The sequence below is a fragment of the Bradyrhizobium algeriense genome (assembly GCF_036924595.1).
Lineage (GTDB): Bacteria > Pseudomonadota > Alphaproteobacteria > Rhizobiales > Xanthobacteraceae > Bradyrhizobium > Bradyrhizobium algeriense.
Genome location: NZ_JAZHRV010000001.1, coordinates 2,713,746 through 2,739,788 on the forward strand (window position 1 = coordinate 2,713,746; position 26,043 = coordinate 2,739,788).

Here is a 26,043-nt window from a genome sequence, read left to right on the forward strand (position 1 = left end):
CAATGAAAATCAGTTCGCTTACGAGGACGGCTCTGGTCGCGGCAGTCTCTGCCACATTGGCGTCCGCCGTCACGGCGCATGCCCAGCAGCCTCGAATCCTCAAGATCCAGTCGGCGGTGCCCGCGTCGACCACCACGCAGGACGCGTTGAAGTTCTTCGCCGAGCGGGTCGACAAGCTGACCGGCGGCAACCTCAAGATCGACGCGCTGCCAGGCGGCGCGGTCGTGCCGCCTTTCGAGATCCTGGATGCCACGCACAAGAAGGTGATCGATGGTGCTTACGGCATCTCCTACTGGTGGGTCGGCAAGAACAATGCCGCAACGCTGTTCGCGAACACTCCGGCCGGCATTGCCGGCATGGATGCAATCGACTTCATCGGCTGGGTCTACGACGGGGGCGGCCTCGAGCTGTGGAACGAGTTCTATCAGAAGGAGCTGAAGCTCAATCTGGTCGCATTCCCGAGCATCCCGCCCAGTCCGCAGGCGCTCGGCTGGTTCAAGCGGCCAATCAAGGACCTCCCCGACTTCAAGGGCATGAAGTGCCGCCAGACCGGTATCGTCTCCCAGCTCTATGCCAAGATGGGCATGGCTGTCGTCAATATGCCGGGGGGTGAGATTCTGCCTGCTGCCGAGCGTGGCACTATCGATTGTGCGGAATGGGTTGGTGGAGTCGAGGACCTGCGCCTCGGCTTGCATACGGTTTGGAAGTACCATTACACGCCCGGCATGCACGAGAGCGCCTCGGTCGCCGAACTCGCGATCAACAAAGATGTCTGGGACAGCCTGCCGGATCAGAACAAGGAAGCGATCAAGTCGGCCTCATCGGAGACCTTCCTGCGCTGGTGGGCGACGTTTCAGAGGATGAACGCGGAGGCCATTGCGGAGTTTACGACCAAGCACGGCGTGAAGCTCCTGACGACGCCGCCGGAGGTCAACACGGCGTTCCTGAAAACCTGGGACGAGTTCGCGGCGGCGGAATCCGCGAAGAATCCGTTCTTCAAGAAGGTCTACGAGTCCCAGCGGGCCTATGCCTCAAAGGTGGTGCCGGCCAAGCGCTTCATGTTTCCGCCCTACGCATTGCAGGCCGACCACTATTGGCCCGCGAAAACGCAATGATATGGCGTTGACGGATATTTCGGGACAAGAGGATAGATGGAATGGCGGCCTTAGCCGCCCTTCTTGCTCCGGAGGTTCGGTCAAGCGAAGCGTGCCCCCAACACGAGCCAGTGTGGCTTCCCGATTTGTGTTGGGGGTCATCGCCGACGCTCGACCAAACCTACAAGCAAGCCTTCCAGCTCCTCGCCGCGGGGCCCTGAGCGAGGAAAAGCAGATCCTACCTCAACAGGCTCGGCGGCCACAGAGCGATCTGCGGGAACAACAGCAGCAGGATCAGGACGATTACCTGGATTACCATGTAGTCGGCCATGCCCTTGTAGATCGTCGCCAGACTCCACTGCGGAACGACATTGCGCAGGTAGTAGGCTGACATGGCAACAGGCGGGCTCAAGAACGCAGTCTGAATGTTCACGGCGGTCAGGGCCCCGAACCAGAGCAGCAAGTCGAGCTTGTTCAGGCCGAACTGGAGCTTTTCCACCACCGGCAGAACGATCGGCATAAAGACCAGGATGATTACAGGCCACTCGAATGGCCATCCCAGCACGAAAAAGATGAACATGATCAGCGCCAGCTTCCACCCGTCTCCCAGAGGAATGGCCAATAGCGAGTTTGTGATCAAATTCGCCGAGCCAAGCTTCGTGAAGACGGCGCCGAACACCGTCGAGGCCACGGCCAGAAACAGCACCATGGCCGAGGTCACCATGGTGTTAGTACCCGCGTTGATGATCGACCTCATGCTGAGTCGACCGTAGAGCAGCGCCAGCAAGGCGGCACCGAAGGCGCCACACGAGGCGGCCTCGGTCGGCGTCGCCAAGCCACCGACGATGGTTCCCAAGGTAAAGCCGATCAGCGCACTCAGCGGCGCTATACCGAGGACGATGGCGCGGAAATAGGCGCTTCGGACATAGGGAAACGTCGTCAACAACGCCAGTACCAATGCCACGGCCGAAACACCCGATGGACCAATGCTGACGCGAAGACGCGGGGCATCTGCTCGACCCAGCATCCAGTCCAGGAGCAAATAGGTGATCGCCACCAAGCAGACGAGACCCAATCCCACCACAGGCGCGCCGACCTTTTCCGTGGTCATCTGGTCGTGAGCGGATCGGCGTTCCTCCATCGTCATTGGTGGACCGAGCTTCGGATTGATGAAACTACGGGTGAGCGTGTAGGCAACATAACAGCCGGCGAGCAGGAAGCCGGGACCGAACGCTGCCGAATAGAGCAGATTGACGGGCACGCCCATGGTCGGGCCCATTACCACCAACATCACGCTGGGCGGGATCAGAATGCCAAGCGTACCTCCGGCGGCGATAGCACCGGACGATAGTCGGGCATCATAGCCGGCCTTGATCATCATCGGGGCGGCCATGACGCCGAGCACGGTCACGGCGGCGCCGACGATGCCTGTCGCCATGGCGAAGATCGTCGCCGTCAGGATCACCGCCAGATAAAGCGAGCCGCGCACCGACGCGAGAAGGCTGCGCAGCGCTCCGAAGAGCCGCTCCATGAGCCCGGCCTGCTCGGTCATATAGCCCATGAAGATGAACAGCGGCACGGCAGGAAAGATCTCGTCCTTCATCGTGCCCCAGATCTGCAGATAGGCCAGATTGAACGTCTGCTCCCACCCCAGCCCGAGCCCACCGAAGACGAGGGCGAGAAATAGCAGCGTGAAGGAGATCGGGAAACCGATGAAGATGACCGCGACCATGCCGACGAGCATGATGAGTCCGAGGGTCTCGGTAAAGCTCATGCTTCACACCTCGATCTTCTCGTGCCTGGTCAAGAACTCGCCGGTTCGCCAGGCCCAGAGGCTCTTCATGAGCTCCGAGATGCCCTGCAAGAGCAGCATGAAGGCAGCCAGCGGAATAATGCCGCGCAGCGGCCACAAGATCGGCGTCCACGCACCGGAGCTCGAGCGCTCGTCGATCGAAACCGAGTACAGGAAGTCGTCAATCGAGATGACGAACAACACGGCCATCGTCGGCAGGAAGAACAGCAGAAACGCCAGGCTGTCGATCATGCCCTTGGTTCGGTCCGAGAACGCTGCCCACAACATGTCGGTGCGGACGTGAGCGCCCTTCAGGAGCGCCAATGCGGACCCCAACATGAAGAGGGCCGCGTACGACATCGTCGTTATATCGAGGGCCCAGATCGTTGGGTCGCTGAGCACGTATCGGGCAAAAACTTCGATCACGTTTGCGAAGATCAGGGGAATCAGCAGAAGCACGAAGAGGTGGCCGGTCCACTCCGTGAACTTGTCGATGGTGCGGATAACGGCCAAATACGCCCGGGGCGGCGTCGGCCTTGGCGGAGACGAGACGCTGGTCATTGCAGTGGCCATCAGCTGACCCTCAGAGGCAGCCCCGTCGTGGACCCCGTGAAAACGGGCCGCACCAACCAGTGCGACCAATCAGTCCCCGTCGAGCGATCCGGTGGAATGTTACTTTAGCGGCGATCTCGGCGCCAGCGGCTGGATAGCCGTCGCAGCCGCCCCAGGAGCGCGGACGGCCATCCAGCCGCTAGACCGAGCACGAGGACCTTGGGGCCTACATCCCTTGGTGAGGGACGGGTGTGTCTTCTGGAGCGCCAATCTTCTGGATGAGGCGGTCCAATGGTGCCGGCGATGCAGAATTTGGTCGCTGTCGGGGCATGGCGGACGTCGAGTAAGCCACATCAATCAATCTCGACTTACCTAGCCGGCGCCGTTCAGCCCGTCAGTTCCGCACGATCGAGCCGGTGCGGCCGACCAGCCGCGCCAGTTGCTTGAAGCGGCTGCCGACGCGGTCGGCGACGAGATCGACCATGCGATGCTCGAACACCAGCATCAGCTTGCGGCTGCCGCTGCGGAAATGCGTCGCCGGCAGCACGCCGGTGCGCGCCGCCGAGATCAGATGGGCGACGCGGAACGCCGCGCCGAGCACGCGCGCGCGCTCGTTCATGGCGGGCGGCACCAGTTCGCGGACCTGGGTCGGCGGCTCGTTTTCCTCGCTCAAGCCGGCGTAGCGATAAAACACCGACAGCGCGACAAAGGCGCGGCCCTGGTGGCTGATCGAGCCGAAATTGCCGTTGGTGATCAGGCTCAGCGTTTCCTCGCCGCGATGGTCGGGATGCACCCGCCATCCGATGTCGGAGAGCAGGCAGGCGGCGTGGCGCAGGCGGCGGTCTTCCTCGGTCTCCCGCAACTTCACGACTCGCACCAGCCGGTCGGTCCAGGCCACCAGTTCCTCGGCGTGGCGCGCGGAGCGCGAAAGTAGCCCGTTGAGGGTTTGCGCGGCGCAGATGAATCCGTCCTTGGCACGCTCCTGCGGCGGCAGCATCTCGTAGAGCAGGCCTTCGCGCACGCCGAAGGTCGAAAACACGATTGTCTTCGGCTTGCCGACGCGGATGATGTATTCGAGCACCAGCGCCGCATAGGTGAGGAGCGGACGCCGGGCGTCGGCGACCACTTCGATATCGGCGAGCATGTTGGCCGCCGCGAGCCGGCGCAGGCGCCGCGCGAAATCCAGCGCGTCGGCGGCCGGCAACTCATAGCCGTGCATCACCCGCAGCGGATAGCCGCTCTGGACGATGTGGATGCGCGCCAGCGCGCGCCAGGTGCCGCCGACGGCGTAGAAGGTGCGGCCACTGCCGGCCTTGAGCTGGGCCACGTCGGACAGATTGCTGCTGACAATGCGTTCGGCGCGCTTCAGCGATTTGTCCGACAGGTCCTGCAGCGCCAGGCTTCCCAGCGGCAGCGTGACGCCGCTGTGGACGCGGTTTTTCTGCACGTCGATCAGTTCGAGCGAGCCGCCGCCGAGATCGCCGACGATGCCGTCGGGATTGTGGATGCCGGAGACGACGCCGAGTGCGGAAAGTTTTGCCTCGCGCGGCCCCGACAGGATTTCAATGCTGGCGCCGCAGATGCGCTCGGCCTTGGCGATGAAGTCGGGACCGTTCTTGGCGTCGCGGCAGGCCGCAGTGGCGATGGCGAAGACGCGTCCCACCTGCTGGATGCGGCACAGCGCCCGGAATCGCCGCAGCGCCGTCAGCGCCTTGGCAACCGCGTCCTCGGCCAAAAGGCCGGTGCTCTGCACCTCGCGGCCGAGCCCGCACAGCGCCTTTTCGTTGAAGATGGTGACGAGGCTGCGCGCCATCGTCTCATAGACGACGAGACGAACCGAGTTCGAACCGATGTCGATGACGGCGACGCTGGAAGCGCGCTTGCGCGGTCGCTTCACAGCCGGAACTCCTTATGGGGATTGCTGGCGTTCGTTACGGCGCGTAAGGCGGCGCGGCGAAGATTCCTTGAGAGACTTTCCACGGCCTGACAGACTCGGATTCGTCATGAAATAGTTGTGTAGATTGAACGGCTCTTCGCCTTTCGCGGCCTTCATACGCGTTGACGACCCGTCCGGCAACAACTGCCAGCTCTGCTCGGTATCCTTCAGGTTCGCGACCATGATCTGTTCGAGAACCTGCTGATGCACCGTGGGATTTTGCAATGGACAGAGGATTTCAACGCGGCGGTCGAGGTTCCGCGGCATCATGTCGGCGGACGAGATATACACAGCCGCCTTCGGGCCGGGCAGGCCTTGCCCCATACCAAAGCAGTAGATTCGGCCATGCTCCAGGAATCGGCCGATGATGGATTTGACCCGGATGTTCTCGGAAAGTCCTGGAATGCCCGGCCGCAGACAGCAGATGCCGCGCACCACCAGTTCGATCGACACGCCCGCTTGCGAGGCCTCGTACAGCGCGTCGATGACATCAGGGTCGACCAGCGAGTTCATCTTCATCCAGATCACGCCCGGCTTGCCGTGCCTGGCGTGATTGGCCTCGCCCTTGATATGTTCGATGATGCGCTTGCGTAGCGTCAGCGGCGACACCGCCATCCGCTCGATGTCGCTCGGCTCGGCATAGCCGGTGATGTAGTTGAACACGCGTGCCGCATCGCGGCCGATGATCGGGTCCGAAGTGAAGTAGGAAAGATCGGTATAGATGCGCGCCGTCACCGGATGGTAGTTGCCGGTGCCGGTATGGACGTAGGTCGTCAGGTTGCCGCCCTCGCGCCGCACCACCATCGACAGCTTGGCGTGGGTCTTCAGTTCGAGAAAGCCGTACACCACTTGCACGCCGGCGCGTTCGAGGTCGCGCGCCCAGCGGATATTGGCTTCCTCGTCGAACCGCGCCTTCAACTCGATCAGGGCGGTTACCGATTTGCCGGCTTCCGCAGCCTCGGCGAGCGCGCGCACGATCGGCGAATTGTTCGAAGTGCGGTAGAGCGTCTGCTTGATGGCGACCACGTCGGGGTCGCGTGCCGCCTGTTGCAGGAACTGCACGACGACGTCGAAGGATTCGTAAGGGTGATGGACGATCAGGTCCTTCTGCCGGATCGCGGCGAAGATGTCGCCACCATGGTCGCGCACCCGCTCGGGATGGCGCGGCACGTAGGGCATGAATTCGAGGTCGGGCCGGTCGAGCCGCGTGAGCTGCGAGAGTTCGTTCATCGCCAGCACGCCGTCGACCAGAAATACCTCATCGTCGTCGGCGGCAAGCGCCTGCTGCACGAAGCCCCGCAGCGCTTCCGGCATCTTGGCTTCCATCTCGAGGCGGATCACCGATCCCCGGCGCCGTCGCTTCAGCGCACTCTCAAACAGGCGGACCAGATCTTCGGCCTCTTCCTCGATTTCGAGTTCGGAGTCCCGGATGATGCGGAAGGCGCCCTGGCCCTTGACGGTGTAGCCGGGGAACAGACGGCCGATGAACAGGCCCGTGGCCTGCTCCAGCGGGATCAGGTGCACCGCGCCATCCTTGCCGGCGGGCATGCGGATGAACCGGTCGATCTTGCCGGGCATGCGGATCAGCGCATTCATCGCCTTGCCGTCGGATACCCGCGACAACTGCAGCGCGATGGTGAAGCCGAGGCTCGGGATGAACGGGAACGGGTGCGCCGGATCGATGGCAAGCGGCGTCAGCAGCGGGAAGATGTTGCGGAGGAAGTGATCCTCGAGCCAGCTTCGCTCCGCCTTGGTGAAGTCGTGGCCGTCGACGAGCACGATGCTGGCCTCCGACAGGGTGGTGCGCAGATCGCGCCAGATGGCCTGCTGGTCGGAGGCGAGTTCCGAAACGTTCTTGTTGATGAGTACGAGCTGCTCCAACGGCGTCAGGCCGTCGGGGCTGCGCTCGGCAATGCCTTCACGGACCTGCGCCTTGATGCCGGCGACGCGGACCATGAAGAACTCATCAAGGTTATTGGCGGAAATCGACAGGAACCGGACCCGTTCCAGCACGGGATGGCCGGGATTGACCGATTCCTCGAGCACCCGGCGGTTGAAATGCAGCCAGGATAGTTCCCGATTGATGAATCGTTCCGGGCTCGTGGCAATAGAGGGTGGAGCCTCGACAACTGGTTCTTTTTCTTTTATTTCAATAACTTGCGCCGATTCCATAAGGCTTTGATCCATCTCGGGAGAGGCGTAGGGCTAGTTTAAGGGGAATGCAGCTCACAGCATGTGATACGCCGATGACGTTTCAATGACATTGATGTTCCGCCGACAGCCGCCGTCAAGGCGGCAGGACGCAGCATGCGCCTTGCCAATCAGGCGTTGCGCAGCAGTTCCACAGCCAGTGCCCGGGTCACCGGCCGGCCGAGCCGCAGCGCCTCGGTATCCAGCAGGTCGACCGCCTGGCGGGCGGCGGCATAGGAGCGCTCGATCCGGGTGACGAGGTAGCTCACGACCGTCTCGTCGATGCTCAATTGGCGGTCCGCGCAGAATTTGACGATCAGGCCGCGAAACAGCAGGTCGTCGGGCGGCAAAAGCGACACGACGGGCGCGGCGCGCAGCCGCGACCTGAGATCGCGCAGTTCGACCTCGAATGCGACAGGCGGGACGCGCCCCGTGATCAGGACAAAGGCCTCGTCCTCGCGCGCGAGGTTCAGAAGGTGAAACATCGCGCGTTCGTCGAAATCGCCGGGCTTGAGGTCGTCGACCACCAGGGCGCCTGTGGCGAGTGCGCCGGGGACGGCGGCGGGGTTAAGCGCGTGCGCCGATATCGCGCGCGCGCCGGCCTGTTCGGCCCAGATCGCGGCGAGATGGCTTTTGCCGGAGCCCTCCGGTCCCACCAGCAGCATGATGCGGTTCGGCCAGTCCGGCCAGCTTTCGATCAGCGCGAGAGCGGCTTCGTTGGCCGGCCCTTCGAGGAAATTGTCGCGGGTCAGGCTCTCCGCATGCGGCAGCGCAAGGGCTAGCTGACGAGGTTGAACGCGGACTGCCACGCAAGTCTCCAGGCCGGGATCTTACGGCCTTCATAGCGTTTTCTAGCGAAGTGGGCACCGGTTCGCGTGAAGAAAGCGCGTCAAAACAAAAAGGACGGTTACCGCGCTTCGATCGTGCTCATGTGCCGCACCCACTCGACGAGATAGAGCGAGACCGAAACCAAAGTAAAGACCGTAACAAAACCCATCAGGATCACGTCATAAGGCGCCGGTTTGAAATTGAAACCGAGCGACGCCAGCACCAGTGCCGCGAACGCCACCTGCGCCACCGTGTTGAGCTTCGACACCATCAGCGGTTTCATCGGGATCGGCTTGTCGAACAGCCACGACACGATCACGGCCGTGACGATCATGATGTCCCGTGACACCACGAGGATGACGATCCAGCGCGGAACCGCGCCCCAGATGCCGAGCGCGACATAGATCGACACCAGCAGCGCCTTGTCGGCGAGCGGATCGAGCAGGGCGCCCAGTTCGCTCTGCATGTTGAACCGCTTGGCGAGAAAGCCGTCGACGGCGTCGCTGACGCCGGCAATGACGAAGATTGCGAACGCAATCTCCATCTGGCTGGAAACGATCGCCCAGACGATGACCGGCACCAGAATGATGCGGCCCAGCGTAATGATATTCGGAATACTCAACTCGGTCGCTTCCCGGCTCCCGGCCTAAATCCGGCCCCTGGCGGGTTCTGCCGGTTCTTATCTACATAGTATATGCGTCAAGCGCTTGCGAGCCATTGCAGGATCGCGGAATTCCTCGTAACCAGCCGTCATCATACTGGAATTTGGGCATGATCGACCGCAAAAACGGGCTCACTTACGCCGATTCGGGCGTTGATATCGATGCGGGGAACCGCCTGGTCGATCTCATCAAGCCGATGGTCCGCGCCACCGCGCGGGCGGGCGCGGACGCCGAAATCGGCGGATTCGGCGGCCTGTTCGACCTCAAGGCGGCGGGTTTCAAGGATCCCGTCCTGGTGGCGGCGACCGACGGCGTGGGCACCAAGGTCAAGATCGCGATCGAGACCGGCCTGCATGGCGGCATCGGCATCGACCTGGTGGCGATGTCGGTCAACGACCTCGTGGTGCAGGGCGCGGAACCGCTGTTCTTCCTCGACTATTTTGCCTGCGGCAAGCTCGACCCCGAGGCGGCCGCAGCCATCGTGGCCGGCGTCGCCGAGGGGTGTCGGGAATCCGGCTGCGCCCTGATCGGCGGCGAGACCGCTGAGATGCCTGGGCTCTACAAGGACGGCGATTACGATCTCGCGGGCTTTGCGGTGGGAGCCGCCGAGCGCGGCACGCTGCTGCCCAGCGGGGATATCGCCGTGGGCGACGCGGTGATCGGATTGGCCTCGTCGGGGGTGCACTCCAACGGCTTTTCGCTGGTCCGCAAGATCGTCGAGCAATCCCGCGTGGCTTTCGACGCGCCGGCGCCGTTCTCGCCGGTCATGACGCTCGGCGGCGCGCTACTGGCGCCGACGCGGCTCTATGTGAAATCCTGCCTGCGTGCGATTCGCGAGACCGGCGCGATCAAGGGGCTCGCCCACATCACCGGCGGCGGCTTCACTGACAACATTCCGCGCGTGCTGCCGAAGCATCTCGGCGTCGGCATCGATCTGGCGCGGCTGCCGGTGCTGCCGGTGTTCAAATGGCTGGCGGAGCAGGGCGGCATCGCCGAACTCGAATTGCTGCGCACCTTCAACTGCGGCATCGGCATGATCGCCATCGTCAGGCCGGATGCGATCGAGAAGGTGACGGAAATTTTGACCGCAAGCGGCGAGACCGTCGCCTTGCTCGGCGAAGTGATCCCGGCTACGGGCGAACATCGCGTGGTCTACAACGGTCACCTCGATCTTTCGCAATGAAGCGCCGTGTCGCCATCCTGATTTCCGGGCGCGGCTCGAACATGGCCGCGCTGATCGATGCGGCCAAGGCTGCGGATTTTCCGGCCGAGATCGTTGCCGTCATTTCCAACCGGAGCGACGCCTTGGGGCTCGAGCGGGCAGCCGCAAGTGGCATCCCGACGATCGTCATTGAGAGCAAGCCGTTCGGCAAGGATCGCGCGGGCTTCGAAGCCGTCCTGCAGCCGGCGTTGGAAGAAAAGAAGGTCGAGCTGATCTGCCTCGGCGGGTTCATGCGGCTGTTCACCGCCGAATTCGTGCAGCGCTGGTACGGCAGGATGCTCAACATCCATCCCGCGTTGCTGCCGTCGTTCCCCGGTCTCGATCCGCACGGCCAAGCGTTACGGGCCGGGGTCAAGATCTCGGGCGCGACCGTGCACTTCGTGATCCCCGAAACCGACGCCGGCCCGATCGTGATGCAGGGTGCGGTGACGGTGGCCGATGACGACACGGCGGAGACTTTGTCGCAGCGCATTCTCGGCATCGAGCATCGGATCTATCCGGAGGCGCTGCGCTTGCTCGCGAGCGGCAAGCTTCGCCTCGAAGGCGATATTTGCAGGTTCGCCGACAGCGCCGACCGCGACGGCACCCTGATTTCGCCGCGGACGATCTGATATTATCTGCCGGTGCGCGCCGTAAAACCGCGCTCTGCAAATCATCGAGGTTCCATGATCACGCTCTATGGCTCCGGGCCCAATTTCGGCCTTCCCGACGCAAGCCCGTTCGTGACCAAGGCCGAGACCTTGTTACGGATGTCGAAACTCCCGTTCGAAAAGGCGCTGATGAGCTTTACGAAGGCGCCCAAGGGCAAGATCCCCTACATCGAGGACGACGGCCAGTTGCTCGGCGACTCCACGCTGATCCGCTGGCACCTCGAAAAGAAATACGGGATCGATTTCGACCAGGGCCTCAGCGCCGAGCAGCTTGCCATCGCCTGGGCGTTCGAGAAAATGGCGGAGGACAATCTATATTGGGCCAGCGTCTATTTCCGCTGGATGATCGATGACAATTTCCGCAAGGGGCCGGTCAATTTCTTCAAGGGCGTGCCTGCGCCGGTCCGGCCCGTTGTCGCCTCGATGATCCGCCGCCGCCTGCGCAAGACGTTGCACGGCCAGGGAATCGGCCGTCACTCCGCCGACGAGATTACCGCGATCGGAATCCGCTCGATCGATGCGATGGCGGCCTATCTCGGCGACAAGCCGTTCTTCATGGGCAGTGAGCCTGCCGGCATCGACGCGACGATGTTTGCCTTCGCGGTCAGCGCGATTTGTCCGCTGTTCGAATCGGATTTGCAGCGGGCGGCCGCAAGCCATGCCAATTTGCGGCGGTATGTCGGCCGGATGACCGCGCGATTCTATCCAGAACTCCAGGAGATCGCGGGCTGCCAGGCCGCAGCCTGAATGCTGGGGCAGGGCGTTCGCAAGGTTTGGCGACTGCCGGAGACGTCGTCGCCGTGCCGCGCGAGCTGTGGCAGCCGAACAACAATGATGCGTATTCGGCGGCCGGCCTGGGGGCTAACCGATTGACCCTTCCGGCGAATTGGGGGCAAATCGCTCCGGTTGATTGGGTTTTGCGCATTTTTCGTGCCGGCGCTTTTGCCTTTGGGAATGGATTGCATGCGCTGCTCATCGCGGCTTTCGCGGGCACGAAAAATCGGGACCGGTCGCGCGCTCATGCGACTGGCGATTGTGTTCATCCTCGCGACCGGCACGCTGTCGTTCGCCTATGCGCAATCGCCAACACCGACGCCGACTCCAACCCCAACCCCTACGCCCTCACCGACACCCAGTCCGACGCCGACGGTGATCAATTCGACGGTGTCGTCGGGTGCGGCGGTGACCAATCTCGGCAGCAATTTTCTGGAACGGCTGGCCAATCAGTCGAGCAACGGCTTCAACCGCCTGCAGCGGACCAATCCCGGCGGCGGCGGTGCCTCCGAGAGCGCGGAAGCGCCGCGCTACCGGACCTGGTTCGAAGGCTACGGGAACTACACGAAGAACGGCGCGATCGGCGATTTCGTCGGCGACACCAGAAAGACCTGGGGCGGGGTGGCGGGAATCGGCGCGCGGGTGGCGCCGGGCATCAATATCGGATTGTCGATCGACCAGAGCCGCTCCGCGATCGACATTCCGCTGGCGCTGCAATCGGCGACGATCGACCTGACCCAGATCGGTTTTACGGCTTCCGTCGACAGCGGGCCATGGACCTGGGCCAGCGCGGTGGTCCACGGTTTTGGCCACATCAATTCGCGCCGCGACACCGGCATCGGGATTGCGACCGCCGGATACCATGCGAAGCTCGACGGCGTCCTGAGCGAGATCAGCTACTACTGGACCAGGGACCAGGGCCGCATCGTGCCCAAGGCCGCGTTCGAATATGTCCGCGCCCAGACCGGCCCGCTGCAGGAGATCGGCGGCCTTGATCCGGTGATGGCGACCGGCGCCACCGTGCAGCGCGGGCGGCTATTGATCGGTGCGGAGATCGGTCACTCCTGGATATTCGACGGCAAGATTTTCGACCTGTCGGGCTACGGCAAGTTCGTCGACAATGTCGTGCAGAATTTCTCCGACATCACCGTCAGCCAGGGTGTGCAGAGCATTACGTTCCAGGGTATCGGCGAAAGCCGGTATGGCGCCGATGCCGGCGCCTCGGCATCGCTGAGCCTGACCAACACCGCGCGGCTCTACGTCAATTACGACGCAAAATTACGCGCCGCGATGCAGTCGCATCAGGGCACGCTCGGGCTGGAGTTGAAGTGGTAGTTTGGTTTGCTCCCTTGCCCCGCGCTTGCGGGGAGAGGTAAGCGAGCGAAGCTTACGCCCGGTCGACCCTGACGACGCGGCCTTTTTCGATCGCCAGCGCCAGCCTGCCGTGTTTCAGCGCCAGCGCCGCTTCGCCGAACAATTCGCGCCGCCAGCCATGGAGCGCGGCGACGTCAGCTTGGTCGTCGGCGGCGATCTGGTCGAGATCGTCGACGGTGGCAATGACCTTGCTGGCGACGGCGTGGCGTTCCGACGTCATCCGCAGCAGCACCTTCAGGAGCTCGACGGTCGCAGCCCCATTGGAATTGCCGCGCGGCTTTTCGATCTTCGGCAGCGTGTGGGGATCGCGGGCGAGGCCGCGCTGCACGGCGGCGATGATATCGGTGCCCCATTTGGAGCGGTCAAAACCTTTCGGCAGCGAGCGCAGGCTGGCGAGGCGCTCCAGTGAGGTCGGGGCGTGAGTGGCAATGTCGCCGACCGCATCGTCCTTCAGCACGCGCGAACGCGGCACGTCGCGGCTTTGCGCCTCCTGCTCGCGCCAGGCCGCGACTTCCATCAGCACCGCCAGTTCCTTCGGCTTGCGCACCCGCGTCTTGAGCCGCTCCCAGGCGCGCTCGGGGTGGAAATCGTAGGTCCTGGGCGAGGTCAGGACTTCCATCTCCTCGCTGACCCAGTCGCTGCGGGCGCGCTTCTTCAAGTCGGCATCAAGCGCTGCGAAGACGTCGCGCAAATGGGTGACGTCGGAGACCGCATAATGCATCTGCTCGGGCGTCAGCGGCCGGCGCGACCAATCGGTGAAGCGGTGGGTCTTGTCCGGCCGGTGGCCGGTGACGCGCTCGACGAGCTGGTCATAGGCGATGCTGTCGCCATAACCCAGCACCATGGCCGCGACCTGCGTATCGAAGATCGGGTGCGGAATGGTGCCGGACTGGTGCCAGACGATTTCGATGTCCTGGCGGGCGGCGTGAAACACCTTCAGCACCGCCTCGTTCCCCATCAGTTCGAAAAACGGCTTGAGGTCGATGCCGGGGGCCAGCGTGTCGATCACGACGGCCTCGTCCGCGCTCGCCATCTGCACGACGCAGAGCAAGGGATAGTAGGTCGTCTCCCGCAGGAACTCGGTGTCGACGGTGATGACCTTGTGCTGGGCGAGCCGGGAGCAGGCGGCGGCGAGGTCGGAAGTGGTGGTAATCAGATCCATGAACTATCCATGACGCTTCCGACAGGCGTTCTGCCGAAAACGCTGATATGTCAAGGGTGTTGGGCAGGATTTGAGCCCTGCATTTGAGCCTGAGCACGGCTTTTTTGCGTCGGCTTGGGGGCCGGATGATAGGACGTTATCGTTCCGCCCCGGAATTTGATCAGCGCCGCACGCTGCGGCTTTTGCGCTGTCGAGCCAGTTCGAGAAATCGGGCTTTGATCTGCGCGAACAGGCCCGGTGGGATGAACCCATAGCTGAATACGCCTGGCCTGCCGGGGATAGGCGACACGCCGGCGTTCGGCCATTCGTCGACGTTGTGCTCTGAAACGATGACCCAACTCGGCGCGTCGTCCAATCCCAAGGCCTGCTTGACCTTCGCCGGTATTTCGACGCCCTCCGTGCCCGCATTCGGCGGCGAATGCGTGATCGGCAGCAGCACGACATACTGTGACTGCGCCAGGCTATCGCTTGCGGCCACGAGGCAAGTCGGCCGGTCCTTTCCCTGATCGCGGCCCTCTGCAGCCTCATGAGACCACAGATAATCATAGCGGACGATGAGTCCGGGCTTCGGATCGGGAAACGCCACGGTCTGTTTTTACTTCAGCAGTTCGTCGAGCGCGGTGTGTTCGACATCCATCTCGGCCCGCTCCACGGCGTCGATCACCACCGACGTTGCGTCAGTTGTCCGATGCGTGTGCTTGGCGGCGGCCGTAAGCCAATCATACTGTTCGGCCGACATCAGCACGAATTCGCGCCGGCCGTGCCGGGTGATCTCCACGGGCTCACGCTGGGCCTGATGCTGGAATTCACCGAACTTGCGCTGGAACTCCAGGGCAGTGGTCTTGACCATTGCGATATCCCTCATTGAAACCTAGGATTTCAATTAATACGTATAATACATATATCTGAGGGCCACAAAGCAAATCTATATCGCCACGGCGAATCGGCCAGCCGAGGGAATATTCGAAGTCAGGGAAATTCCAGACGCTACTCGTACCGGACGCGCCGCGACCGTCGACGGCCCGACGGGATCGCGAGCACGATGAGACAGAGCCCAATCATCACCATTCCCATGAATTCGAAGGCAAAGGCGTCCACGGCAATTCTCCACGAGTAAGCCAATAGAATTGCGGGGAGCGCGTTGACCGTTTCTTAATTCGTGGAACTGGGGGAGGCGCGCATGCGCGGATGGTGGACGCGCGCTTAAGGATTGCGGTTAACGCGGGTAGCCTGCCTCACAGTGCGTAGGACCTCCTAGGGCTTGGTCAAGGGGCTTTCGTTCTTTGGGTGACAAGCGTAGCGCCGTGCTCGCCGCCGTCCAGGACGCTTCGCGCCGGCTACGCCGGTGCCGATGGCATCCTGGACAGCGGCTGTGCGCGGCGCTGTTGGGTTCGGCAGGTCGGGACGAAGGAATGGTCGCAAGCGGCCGAACAAAGGAATGAGGCTTTACGGCGTGGCGACGGTCTGAGCACTCCTCTGGTCTGCCTCATACAGGGTCCGGTGGGTGAGCGTCGCGCACAGGGCGGAAAGCAAGCGATCAGCCACACCACGCAAAGCACGCGCATGGCCATGGCCGCGCTGCCGCAAGGCGTCGTAGCGTCGCCGAGCGGCTGCGTCGCGCTGGATGGCGACGCGTGACCAGTGATGGACCGCAGTCTGCAGCCGCTTGTTGCAGGCGAGGCGCCGGATCACGAAGCGTTGCTTGCCGCTTTGCCGTGTTACCGGAGCAACCCCTGCCAGAGCACGCAAGGCGTGATAATCTCGTGCCTGCAGCGGTTGCGCTGCTTCGGTGAGCAGTGTGGCGAGAACAATCCTGCCGATTCCCGGCCAGGAGCGCAGGATTGCCACGTCACACTGCTCATGGCTCTGCCCCGACGAGTTCTCCTCATCCTGTGCTGCGAGGCTGTCGCAAAGGCCGTCCAGGGCGGCGCCGGCTTCCTTGATCTGCTGATTGATCAGGTGCATGCGCGCCACAAGACTGCGGATATGGACGCACGCGGCCTCCCTGGTACCTGGTGCGACGAACAAGGCCGCCTTGCGCAAGGTCTGCAGCACGGTGGTGGCGTCGAGACGGCGGATGCGATGCTCCTTGAGGATGCGCGCAATCGCCTTCTCCGATACCTTGGCGGCCGCAGCGGGGGTCGGCACCTTCTGCCACAGCGCCAGGAACCAATCATCTGCGACATCGTCGGTCAGTTCGGCCGCTTGCGGATAATAACGCCATAGCTGCTGGCGCAGGCGATTGGCCAGACGCGTCCGTTCCTGCAGCAGTTCATCCATAAGGCGCGACCACTCGCGCAGTTCGATCACCGTCGGATCGTCGGTGGCAAGCTGCCGGAAGGCTTTCCGATCGGTGCGCAACGAGTCGCCGAGGACAAGAGCGTCACGGCTGTCATCCTTGGCGCCTGCGACCGTGAAGCGATCACGGAAGCGATCGAGTTGCTTGGGATTGATGGCAAAGACCGTAAACCCGTGCTCGAGCAGCATCTCCACCACGGGACCGTGCGGCATCTCGATCGCGACGGCGATCCGCCCCGGCGCGGCCTTGGTCTTCTCAAGCAGCCAGTCTCGCAGCTCCGTCAAGCCGGCTCCGCCATGGACGAACTCCCGCTCGCCCACGCGTCTTCCTTCGGCATCCAACAGGCAAACGCGATGGTTCTGCGTTGCCCAGTCGATCCCGACAAACCAATGCACATCCTCGACCATTGCTCGACCTCCTCGCTTGCGAAGCGGGCCACTGCGATCCCGATCGATCCCTGTACTGGCGCTCTTGGCGCAAACCTCCTAGTGGATCTCGATCGCAGCCGCTCCACCGGGGCGCGGGTCCTACGCAGGTGCTCATGGCACAGATGGGTCAGGCGGCTCCCGGCGGATCGGCCCGTGCGACCAGTCTACATCTCCAGACTAGTGCCGAACGCTCAAAAGGGTACAGGATGGGCGTGGTGAAAGACTCCGCCTCACGTCCCGCAGAACGTCTGCAGCACGCGCTGCTCGGGCAGCGGCGGCTCTGTATAGGCCGCGAACGTCGGCTGATCCTCGAACGGCTTTGACAGCACCGTCAGCAATTCCTCGAACGGCGCGTAGTCGTTGTTCACGGCCGCCGCGATCACGGCTTCGACGCGGTGGTTGCGGGGGATGAAGGCCGGATTGACCGCGCGCATTGCGGCTTGCCGCTCGGCGGCGGATTGCGGCTCGTCCGCGAGGCGCTCGCGCCATCGCGCCGCCCATTCGTCGAAGGCTGTGGGATCGGTGAACTGGGCCCTGACGCTGTCGTTGTCAGCGTCTCCAGCGGCATCGCTCAGGCGGCGGAAGGTGAGGGTGAAGTCGGCCTGGTTCTTGGCCATCGCGTCGAGCAGATCCTGCACCAGCGCTTCGTCGCCGTCGCGTGACGTGAACAGGCCAATCTTTCTGCGCAGTCCGGCCTGATAGGCGGCGGTGAACTTGTCGGCGAATTCGCCGAGGATGAACTGCGCTTGTTCGATCGCCTTGTCCTGTTCGTCGGAGAACAGCGTCAGCAGGCACTCGGCGAGCCGCGTCAAATTCCACAGCGCGATGCGCGGCTGGTTGGCGTAGGCGTAGCGGCCCATCTCGTCGATCGAGGAGAACACCTGCGCCGGGTTGTATTCGTCCATGAACGCGCAGGGGCCGTAGTCGATGGTCTCGCCCGAGATCGACGTGTTGTCGGTGTTCATGACGCCGTGGATGAAGCCGACCAAAAGCCACCGCGCGAGCAGATCGGCCTGGCGGGCTACGACGCCTTCGAGCAGCGCGTGATAGGGCCGCTCGGCTTTTGCCACGTCGGGGTAGTGCCTCGCGATGACATGGTCGGCGAGCTGGCGCACGCCATCGGTGTCGCCGCGCGCGGCGAAGAACTGGAAGGTGCCGACGCGGATGTGGCTTGCGGCCACGCGGGTCAGCACCGCGCCGGGCAGCATGGTCTCGCGCATCACGCTCTCGCCCGAGGTCACGGCGGCGAGCGAGCGGGTGGTGGGGATGCCCAAGGCGAACATCGCCTCGCTGACGATGTATTCGCGCAGGACCGGGCCGAGCGCGGCGCGGCCGTCGCCCCGGCGCGAGAATGGCGTAGGACCGCTTCCCTTGAGCTGGATGTCGCGGCGGACGCCGTCCTTGTCGATGACTTCGCCGAGCAGGATGGCCCGGCCGTCGCCGAGCTGGGGCACGAACTGGCCGAACTGGTGGCCGGCATAGGCCATCGCGATCGGGTCGGCGCCGTCGGGCAGGCGCTTTCCGGCGAGGATTTCGGCCCCTTCCGGGCTGTCCAGCACGTCAGGATCGAGGCCGAGATGGACGGCCAGGGTCCGGTTCAGCTTGATCAGCCGGGGGGCGGCGACTGGCGTCGGGGCCACGCGGGCGAAAAAGTTCGCCGGCAGCGCCGAATAGGTGTTTTGGAACGGGAAATGGACGGTCATGACCTAAAGATAGGCGCGGGCACGGAATAGGCAAACGCTTCGGGCTGGTGCAGGCGGAAATCTCGCGTTTCGGGCCCAAAACAAGCCCCGCCTTTGGTTGCCGCCCTGCGCGGTGTCGGGTAAACCCTCCCGCAATTCGCGCGGCCTTTGGCCCCCGATTCTGACCTCCGACATCTGATTTTGGGAATTCCATGCATCGCTACCGGTCACACACATGCGGCGCGCTCCGCGAGAGCGACATCGGCCAAACCGTCCGCCTTTCCGGCTGGTGCCATCGTATCCGCGACCATGGCGGCGTGCTGTTCATCGATCTGCGCGATCATTACGGGCTGACCCAATGCGTGGCCGACCCGGACTCGCCGGCGTTCAAGGAAGTGGAAAAGTTCCGCTCGGAATGGGTGGTGCGGATCGACGGCAAGCTTCGCCGCCGTCCCGACGGCACCGACAATCCGGAACTGCCGACCGGCATGGTCGAAGTCTATGTCAGCGAGATCGAGGTGCTCGGGCCTGCGGCCGAGCTGCCGCTGCCAGTGTTCGGCGAGCAGGAATATCCTGAAGACATCAGGCTTAAGTACCGCTTCCTCGACCTTCGTCGCGAGAAGCTGCACCAGAACATCATGACCCGCGGCGCCATCGTGGATTCGATGCGCAAGCGGATGAAGGAGCAGGGCTTCTTCGAGTTCCAGACCCCGATCCTGACGGCGTCCTCGCCGGAAGGCGCGCGGGATTTTCTGGTGCCGTCACGCATTCACCCCGGAAAATTCTACGCGCTGCCGCAGGCGCCGCAGCAGTACAAGCAGCTCTTGATGATGTCTGGTTTCGATCGCTACTTCCAGATCGCGCCATGCTTCCGCGACGAGGATCCCCGCGCCGACCGCCTGCCGGGCGAGTTTTATCAGCTCGACGTCGAGATGAGCTTTGTCACGCAAGAAGATGTTTTTGCGGCGATGGAGCCAGTCATCACAGGCGTGTTCGAGGATTTCGCCAAGGGCAAGCCCGTGACCAAGGGCTGGCGGCGGATTCCTTTTGCGGAGTCCTTGCGCAAATACGGCACCGACAAACCGGACCTGCGCAACCCGATCGAGATGCAGGACGTCTCCGAGCACTTCCGTGGCTCCGGCTTCAAAGTGTTTGCGCGGATGCTGGAAGACCCCAAGAACCAGGTCTGGGCGATCCCCGGCACGGGCGGCGGCTCTCGCGCGTTCTGCGACCGCATGAACTCGTGGGCGCAGGGCGAAGGCCAGCCCGGCCTCGGCTACATCATGTGGCGCGAGGGCGGCGAGGGCGCGGGTCCGCTCGCCAACAACATCGGCGCGGAACGGACGGCCGCGATCCGTGCGCAACTCGGTTTGAAGGAGGGCGATGCTGCCTTCTTCGTCGCCGGCGACCCGGAGAAATTCTGGAAGTTTTCAGGCCTCGCCCGCACCAAGGTGGCTGAGGAACTGAACCTGATCGACAAGGACCGGTTCGAACTCGCCTGGATCGTCGACTTCCCGATGTACGAGTACAACGAGGAAGACAAGAAGGTCGATTTCTCGCACAACCCGTTCTCGATGCCGCAGGGCGGCCTCGATGCGTTGCAGACGCAGGACCCGCTGACCATCAAGGCGTTCCAGTACGACATCACCTGCAACGGCTACGAGATCGCCTCCGGCGGCATCCGCAACCACCGCCCCGAGGCGATGGTGAAGGCGTTCGAGATCGCGGGCTATGGCGAGAAGGATGTCGTCGAGCGTTTTGGCGGCATGTACCGCGCGTTCCAGTATGGCGCGCCGCCGCATGGCGGCATGGCGGCCGGCGTCGACCGCATCGTGATGCTGCTATGCGGCACCACGAACCTGCGTGAAATCTCGCTGTTCCCGATGAACCAGCAGGCCGTGGACCTGCTGATGGGTGCGCCATCGGAAGTCACGACCAAGCAGCTCCGCGAGCTTCACATCCGGCTTAACCTGCCGGACAAGACCTAGGCTCGGGATAGCTCACAGCCCCGTCGAAGCCTCGATTCGGAATTGCGCCAAGACGGCCAGAGGGTCGCTCTGAAGCAACCGGAAGAGCTGCACCGCCGGCACCTTCCCGAGTGGCGTAAGTTTCAGCGTTAGCGTGGTCCGCGGAGTTTCGACAAAGCGGACCAGCGCCTCCACGGCCGCCAGCGCGTCGGGACTGTTGGCCGCCGTTGTCGCGTTGTTCCTGATGTCCTGGATGACGGCCTGCCGGGCAGCGTCGCGACTGACATTCTGGGTGCGGGCATATTCGGCGACCGCGACATCGATGACGCCGAGATCGCGTAGCGTGAGTTCGATTGCGCCGGCCTCGACTTGCGCCGCCATGGTGGCTGCCTGCTGCGGGTTGAAGGAAAATATCTGCCGCGGCACGTTGGCAAGCGAAACGCGCGCGGACAGTTTTACGAGGCCGCCGACTTCGAACGCGCCTGGCTCCAGCATGAGCGAGCGCGACGCCTCGTCCCAGGCCGTACCAAGATCGAAGTCGATCGCCATCTTGTCCATGCCGGCGGCGAAAAGCATTTGCTGTCCGGGATGGGTCCCGTCGAGGGGACCGGAGAACTTCGCAACCAGCCGCACCTTGCTCGGGATTGGTCCGACGAACTGGCCCCAGTCCAGGTTGACGAGATCGACATTGAGCGGCTTGCCGGTGTTCTTGAACGGCACCGCGACGCCTTTCACATCAATGCCTGCTAGCAGCGGAAACATTGCGAGAAACTGGTCGGGTGACGGCTGTTGTCCCGGGTTCGAGAATTGCGCCGCGATTCGCAGCAGACCCGCAATATCGAGGGATTTGAGCGCGAAGCGTCCGACCTTGACGGGCCCCTTCGGAGAGCGTCCATCGAGTCCTTCGACCGCGAATTCACCGACCTTGCCGTTTTCCAGATTGAACCTGACCGCGGCGAGCTTGAACGGGCCCTCTGGCGTGTCCGCCGAGAGGCCGCGCATCTCGGCTGTTCCGACCCGCATGCCCTCATAGATATTCGCCATCTTGTCCATCATCTCGCGCGCCTGTGCCGGCGTCGGAGTTGCGCCGGCCGCCGGTATCAGCGCGAGCAGCGCCGGGAGTTGCAGGCGCGATGGCCGCACGCTGATATCGTCGACGGTCATCCCGTCGATGCGCATGCGCAAGCCTTGCCCCGACGTAATGGTGTAGGGCCCAGCCGTCGTTTGACCGTAGACGCGGTAGTATTTGTCGTCGTTCGCCTTTTGTGGATCGAGGATGGCGGCAATGGCGGCGGCATCGAAATCACGCGAAGCGAAATTGACGATTTCGCCGCTCAATTTGTCGGTCTTGCCCGCCGGTTGTTGGGTACTGGCGGTGAAAGCGTTGCGCTCGATCTGCATGGACCCGATCTTGCCGTTCCTGATCTCCCGCAGCCCTATGCCCGTATAGGTGAAATCAGCCGACGTAACCGTGCCGAAGTTATTGATGGTGCCCACCATGGTGGGCACCGTAATTGAAGATGCGGAGACGGCAGCAAACTGCTCCAGCGCGGACCGATACGCCTCGGCGATGGAGGCTGAAGCGGGCCGTACCGGCAGGCTGGCGGGGCCCGAATAGTCTTTCATGAAGATTTGCGGCGCCTTGTAGGTGACGCGCCCGCCTGTCGGGCCTGCGATACCAACGCTGACTTCCAGGTCAGTCCCTTCGATATTGTCAGCCGAGAATTTCGCCGCGTCGGGTTGGCCGACGCCGGAAGCCGTCAGGCCGGCAATCTTGATGTTCACAGGGGGCTGCGTCGCCGATTCGCCGGCAATATCGGCGATCCTGACCGTGCGGCTGCGCAGGTCGAACGACACCTTGCCGTGGCTTACCTTGCCGCCGCCCGCGCGAATCTGCTCGAACGCTGTCTCTACTTCGCTGGCGATCCGGTGCTGCGTATAAAACTCGAAGCCAAGGAAGCCACCCACCGCGATCACGACCGCAGCGGCCAGGCCCATCAGTATCTTTACCATTAGTTGTGCTCCGGACGCCGACATTGCGGGAGGCAAATTTGCCATATTGTCGGTCAAGGGGATGGGGTAGGGAGGCGAATATGCTACCGGATTTGTCGTTTCCCGTCGATCAGCCCCTGTTGACGGCGGCGCTTTCGAATGTTGCATCCAGGTGGCGGCCCGTGCTTCACATCCGGCTAAATCTGCCGCAAAGCTAACGGTTCGAATGAAGACCGGCCTCGGCACGTAATTCGGGGTCGAGAAAGCCCGTGGGGGAGTGTATGTCGTCCTATTCTGAAGATCTCCGCTCCGCGGCGCTTGCGTATCACCGGCTGCCGCGCCCGGGTAAACTTGAGATCCAGGCGACCAAGCCGCTCGCCAACCAGCGCGACCTCGCGCTGGCCTATTCGCCGGGTGTCGCCGCAGCCTGCACCGAAATCGCCAACAATCCGGCCGAAGCGGCGTCGCTGACCTCCCGGGCCAACCTGGTCGCCGTGGTCTCCAACGGTACCGCGGTGTTGGGGCTCGGCAATATCGGCCCCCTGGCCTCCAAGCCCGTCATGGAAGGCAAGGCGGTCCTGTTCAAGAAATTCGCCGGGATCGACGTCTTCGACATCGAAATCGCGGCCGACACCATCGAGCGCGTGGTCGAGACAGTGGCGGCGCTGGAACCGACCTTCGGCGGCATCAATCTCGAGGACATCAAGGGACCGGAGTGTTTTGAGATCGAGGCGCAGCTCAAGGAGCGCATGAAGATCCCGGTGTTCCACGACGACCAACATGGCACCGCCATCATCGTCGGGGCCGCGATCACCAACGCGCTGCTGCTGAACGGCAAGAAGCTGGCCGACGTCAAGATCGTGTGCTCAGGTGCAGGCGCGGCCGCAATCGCGTGCCTGAATCTTCTGGTCTCGCTCGGTGCGCAGCGCAAGAACATCTGGGTCTGCGACATCGATGGCGTCGTGCATGAGGGCCGCAACACGCTGATGGACCGCTGGAAGGCGGTCTATGCGCAGAAGACCAACGCGCGCGTGCTGGCGGATGTGATCGGCGGCGCGGATATTTTCTTAGGGGTGTCCGCGCCCAACGTGCTGAAGGCCGAGATGGTCCAGTCGATGGCGGACCAGCCGCTGGTGATGGCGCTGGCCAATCCGAACCCGGAAATCATGCCGGACGAGGCGCGCAAGGCCCGCCCCGACGCGATGATCTGCACCGGGCGTTCCGACTTCCCGAACCAGGTCAACAACGTCCTATGTTTCCCGTTCATCTTCCGCGGCGCGCTCGACGTCGGCGCCACCGGGATCAACGAGGAAATGAAGCATGCCGCCGTTGAGGCGATCGCGCAGCTCGCGCGCGATCCGCCGTCGGACGCGGTGGCCCGCGGCTTCGACAGCGGCGAGACGCAAGGCTTCGGTCCGGGCTCGCTGATTCCGAGCCCGTTCGATCCGCGGCTGATCCTGCGCATCGCACCGGCGGTGGCGAAGGCCGCGATGGAATCCGGCGTTGCGACGCGCCCGATCAAGAATTTCGACGAATATACCGCGCTGCTGGAGCGGTTTGCCTTCCGCTCCGGCCTCGTCATGAAGCCGGTGTTTGCCAAGGCCAAGACGCAGCCGGTCCGCGTGATCTATGCCGAGGGCGAGGACGAGCGCGTGCTGCGCGCCACGCAGGTCGTGCTTGAGGAAAAACTGGCGCGGCCGATCCTGGTCGGCCGCCCCTCCGTCGTCGAGGCAAGGCTCAAGCGGTTCGGCCTCTCGATCAAGGCCGGGCAGGATTTCGATCTCGTCAATCCCGAGGACGATCCGCGCTATCGCTCCTATGTGCAGACCTATATCGACGTCGCCGGCCGGCGCGGTGTCACGCCCGAAGCCGCACGTACCGTGGTCCGCACCAACAACACCGTGATCGCAGCACTTGCCGTGGTCCGCGGCGAGGCCGATGCCATGATCTGCGGCGTCGAAGGCCGCTACATGAGCCATCTGCGCCATGTCCGGGAGATCGTCGGGTTCCTGCCCGGTGTCAGCGATTTCGCGGCGCTGTCGATGATGATCACCAGCAAGGGTTCCTATTTCATCGCCGACACCCAGGTGCGGCCGAACCCGAGCGCCGAGGAACTCGCGGAGGTGGCGTCGCTGGCGGCAAGCCATGTGCAGCGGTTCAACATGAAGCCGCGCGTCGCCTTCGTGTCACATTCCGACTTCGGCAGCTATGACACCGACTCCTCGCGCAAGATGCGCCGCGCCACCGCGCTGCTGAAGGAAAAGCATCCGGAGATCGAGGCCGATGGCGAAATGCAGGGCGATACCGCGCTCTCGGCCGCGGCGCGCAAGCTGGTGCTGCCGCATTCCAACCTGGAAGGCGATGCCAACATCCTGATCATGCCGAACCTCGACACCGCCAACGTCGCCTACCAGATGATCAAGACGCTGGCGGATGCGCTGCCGGTCGGGCCGATCCTGATCGGGCCGGCGCGTCCGGCGCATATCCTCACTCCGGGGGTGACGGCGCGCGGCGTGCTCAACATGACCGCGGTTGCCGCCGTCGAAGCCCAGGAGCGTGCCGGCCGCCAGCAGCCGACGTTGTTTGGATAGAGGGTTCTGATGGAAACAGAACCCCCGCTTAGAGCATGATCCGGAAAAGTGGACACCGGTTTTCCCTCGCGACAAACGCGGAACGCGTTTGCGCGGAGATCATGCTCAAGCCAAAGAGATGGAGTGGGATGGCGATTCGAAGAAACGTCATCCCGCTCTAGTATTTTGTTTTGACGCGTTTTCTCTGCGCGGAATGTGTCTCGAAAACGCCATGGCCAAAAAAGGGCCTTGGTTCTGCTTCTATCAAAAGGTTTGTTTATAGCCCGCGCAGGCTCCTGCGCGGATGGTTTCGATTTGAGCGTTTGAAAAGCGGTGACGAAACGCCCATAATCGTTTCGCGCCGCCTGCACCCTTTGCATGCCATTAGTGAGGCCGATCCCATGCCAGCGTTAGTTACCTTCGGGCGAGTCCTGTTCGCCGTCCTCTTCATGTACACGGGGGCGACCAAGCTCTTCGCGATTCAGCCGACGGCAGACTTCATCGCGACCAAGGTGACCATTCCCGCGATGCTTGCGCCCTATACCTCGCAGCTCGAAACCATGGCGGGCATGCCGATGCCTCAATTGCTGGCGGTCGGCGTCGGCGGCTTCGAGATCCTGGCCGGCCTGATGATCGCGGTGAATTTCGGTGCGCGCTTCTTCGCGTTCCTGCTGATCATCTTCGTCATCGCGACGACCTTCTACTTCCACGATTTCTGGAACCAGCCGGCGCCTGAAAATGCCAAGACGCTGATCGAGGCCCTGAAGAACCTGTCGATCATCGGCGCGTTGTTCATGATCGCGGGCTACGGCCGCGGGCCGCGGCCGAATGAACCGGCCTACGGGGACGTCTGAAGCCGGTAGTGGCGG

At 63.2% G+C, this 26,043-nt stretch carries 20 protein-coding genes; 8 read left to right on the forward strand and 12 right to left on the reverse strand.

The genetic code is table 11. The features are described from left to right. Positions 1–2: 2 nt before the first annotated feature. Positions 3–1,115, forward strand: a complete 1,113-nt coding sequence (locus V1286_RS13350) for a TRAP transporter substrate-binding protein (protein ID WP_334480195.1) — start codon at positions 3–5, stop codon at positions 1,113–1,115. A 217-nt stretch (positions 1,116–1,332) separates the two neighbouring features. On the opposite strand, the gene V1286_RS13355 is transcribed toward V1286_RS13350, so the two are convergent. The 6 genes from V1286_RS13355 to V1286_RS13380 all read right to left on the reverse strand — a co-directional run bounded on the left by V1286_RS13355 (position 1,333) and on the right by V1286_RS13380 (position 9,014). Continuing rightward, complete coding sequence (locus V1286_RS13355; RefSeq protein ID WP_334480196.1) at positions 1,333–2,868, reverse strand: TRAP transporter large permease; 1,536 nt, start codon at positions 2,866–2,868, stop codon at positions 1,333–1,335. A gap of 3 nt (positions 2,869–2,871) precedes the next feature. Next, the gene (locus tag V1286_RS13360) at positions 2,872–3,459 is read right to left on the reverse strand and encodes a TRAP transporter small permease subunit (RefSeq protein ID WP_334480198.1); all 588 of its coding nucleotides are present in this window, start codon (positions 3,457–3,459) and stop codon (positions 2,872–2,874) included. Between the two features lie 373 nt (positions 3,460–3,832). Next, entirely contained in the window at positions 3,833–5,335 is a 1,503-nt protein-coding gene (gene ppx, locus V1286_RS13365) for an exopolyphosphatase (RefSeq protein WP_334480199.1), read from the reverse strand. 12 nt (positions 5,336–5,347) lie between these two features. After that, a complete protein-coding gene (locus V1286_RS13370; RefSeq protein ID WP_334480201.1) occupies positions 5,348–7,546 on the reverse strand; it encodes an RNA degradosome polyphosphate kinase in 2,199 nt (732 codons plus the stop codon). A gap of 149 nt (positions 7,547–7,695) precedes the next feature. Continuing rightward, entirely contained in the window at positions 7,696–8,373 is a 678-nt protein-coding gene (locus V1286_RS13375) for a P-loop NTPase family protein (RefSeq protein ID WP_334480202.1), read from the reverse strand. 98 nt (positions 8,374–8,471) lie between these two features. Beyond that, positions 8,472–9,014, reverse strand: coding sequence for a CDP-alcohol phosphatidyltransferase family protein (locus tag V1286_RS13380; RefSeq protein WP_108519281.1), 543 nt, complete (start codon positions 9,012–9,014; stop codon positions 8,472–8,474). Between the two features lie 149 nt (positions 9,015–9,163). On the opposite strand from V1286_RS13380, the gene purM reads away from it, so the two are divergent. The 4 genes from purM (at position 9,164) to V1286_RS13400 (ending at position 13,035) form a co-directional block, all read left to right on the forward strand. Then, a complete protein-coding gene (gene purM, locus V1286_RS13385; protein ID WP_334480204.1) occupies positions 9,164–10,237 on the forward strand; it encodes a phosphoribosylformylglycinamidine cyclo-ligase in 1,074 nt (357 codons plus the stop codon). Beyond that, complete coding sequence (gene purN, locus V1286_RS13390; RefSeq protein WP_334480206.1) at positions 10,234–10,887, forward strand: phosphoribosylglycinamide formyltransferase; 654 nt, start codon at positions 10,234–10,236, stop codon at positions 10,885–10,887. The genes purM and purN overlap by 4 nt, the downstream gene beginning before the upstream one ends. A gap of 54 nt (positions 10,888–10,941) precedes the next feature. Beyond that, complete coding sequence (locus V1286_RS13395; protein WP_334480207.1) at positions 10,942–11,673, forward strand: glutathione S-transferase family protein; 732 nt, start codon at positions 10,942–10,944, stop codon at positions 11,671–11,673. Between the two features lie 216 nt (positions 11,674–11,889). After that, positions 11,890–13,035, forward strand: a complete 1,146-nt coding sequence (locus V1286_RS13400; protein WP_417021136.1) for an autotransporter outer membrane beta-barrel domain-containing protein — start codon at positions 11,890–11,892, stop codon at positions 13,033–13,035. A gap of 52 nt (positions 13,036–13,087) precedes the next feature. Here the strand turns inward: V1286_RS13400 and rnd are convergent, their stop codons facing one another. The 5 genes from rnd to V1286_RS13425 all read right to left on the reverse strand — a co-directional run bounded on the left by rnd (position 13,088) and on the right by V1286_RS13425 (position 18,666). Further along, a complete protein-coding gene (rnd, locus tag V1286_RS13405; RefSeq protein WP_334480210.1) occupies positions 13,088–14,236 on the reverse strand; it encodes a ribonuclease D in 1,149 nt (382 codons plus the stop codon). Positions 14,237–14,396: 160 nt separating this feature from the next. Further along, positions 14,397–14,822, reverse strand: a complete 426-nt coding sequence (locus V1286_RS13410; protein ID WP_334480211.1) for a hypothetical protein — start codon at positions 14,820–14,822, stop codon at positions 14,397–14,399. A gap of 9 nt (positions 14,823–14,831) precedes the next feature. After that, positions 14,832–15,086, reverse strand: a complete 255-nt coding sequence (locus tag V1286_RS13415; RefSeq protein WP_334480213.1) for a type II toxin-antitoxin system prevent-host-death family antitoxin — start codon at positions 15,084–15,086, stop codon at positions 14,832–14,834. A 596-nt stretch (positions 15,087–15,682) separates the two neighbouring features. After that, positions 15,683–16,942: an IS110 family RNA-guided transposase gene (locus V1286_RS13420; protein WP_334477866.1), complete on the reverse strand. Its 1,260-nt coding sequence runs from the start codon at positions 16,940–16,942 to the stop codon at positions 15,683–15,685. 251 nt (positions 16,943–17,193) lie between these two features. Continuing rightward, entirely contained in the window at positions 17,194–18,666 is a 1,473-nt protein-coding gene (locus tag V1286_RS13425) for a protein adenylyltransferase SelO (RefSeq protein WP_334480214.1), read from the reverse strand. A gap of 191 nt (positions 18,667–18,857) precedes the next feature. On the opposite strand from V1286_RS13425, the gene aspS reads away from it, so the two are divergent. Continuing rightward, positions 18,858–20,633 carry an aspartate--tRNA ligase gene (gene aspS / locus V1286_RS13430; protein ID WP_334480216.1) on the forward strand — a complete coding sequence of 592 codons (1,776 nt, stop codon included), beginning with the start codon at positions 18,858–18,860 and terminating at the stop codon, positions 20,631–20,633. Positions 20,634–20,645: 12 nt separating this feature from the next. Here aspS and V1286_RS13435 read toward each other — a convergent pair whose 3' ends face one another. Next, positions 20,646–22,625 (reverse strand): hypothetical protein, encoded by a 1,980-nt coding sequence (locus tag V1286_RS13435; RefSeq protein WP_334480217.1) that lies wholly within the window; start codon positions 22,623–22,625, stop codon positions 20,646–20,648. Positions 22,626–22,885: 260 nt separating this feature from the next. Here V1286_RS13435 and V1286_RS13440 point away from each other — a divergent pair, with 260 nt between their 5' ends. Both V1286_RS13440 and V1286_RS13445 read left to right on the forward strand, forming a co-directional pair. Then, positions 22,886–25,195, forward strand: a complete 2,310-nt coding sequence (locus tag V1286_RS13440) for an NADP-dependent malic enzyme (RefSeq protein ID WP_334480219.1) — start codon at positions 22,886–22,888, stop codon at positions 25,193–25,195. A 380-nt stretch (positions 25,196–25,575) separates the two neighbouring features. Beyond that, positions 25,576–26,028 (forward strand): DoxX family protein, encoded by a 453-nt coding sequence (locus tag V1286_RS13445; RefSeq protein WP_334480220.1) that lies wholly within the window; start codon positions 25,576–25,578, stop codon positions 26,026–26,028. The last annotated feature ends 15 nt before the right edge of the window (positions 26,029–26,043 follow it).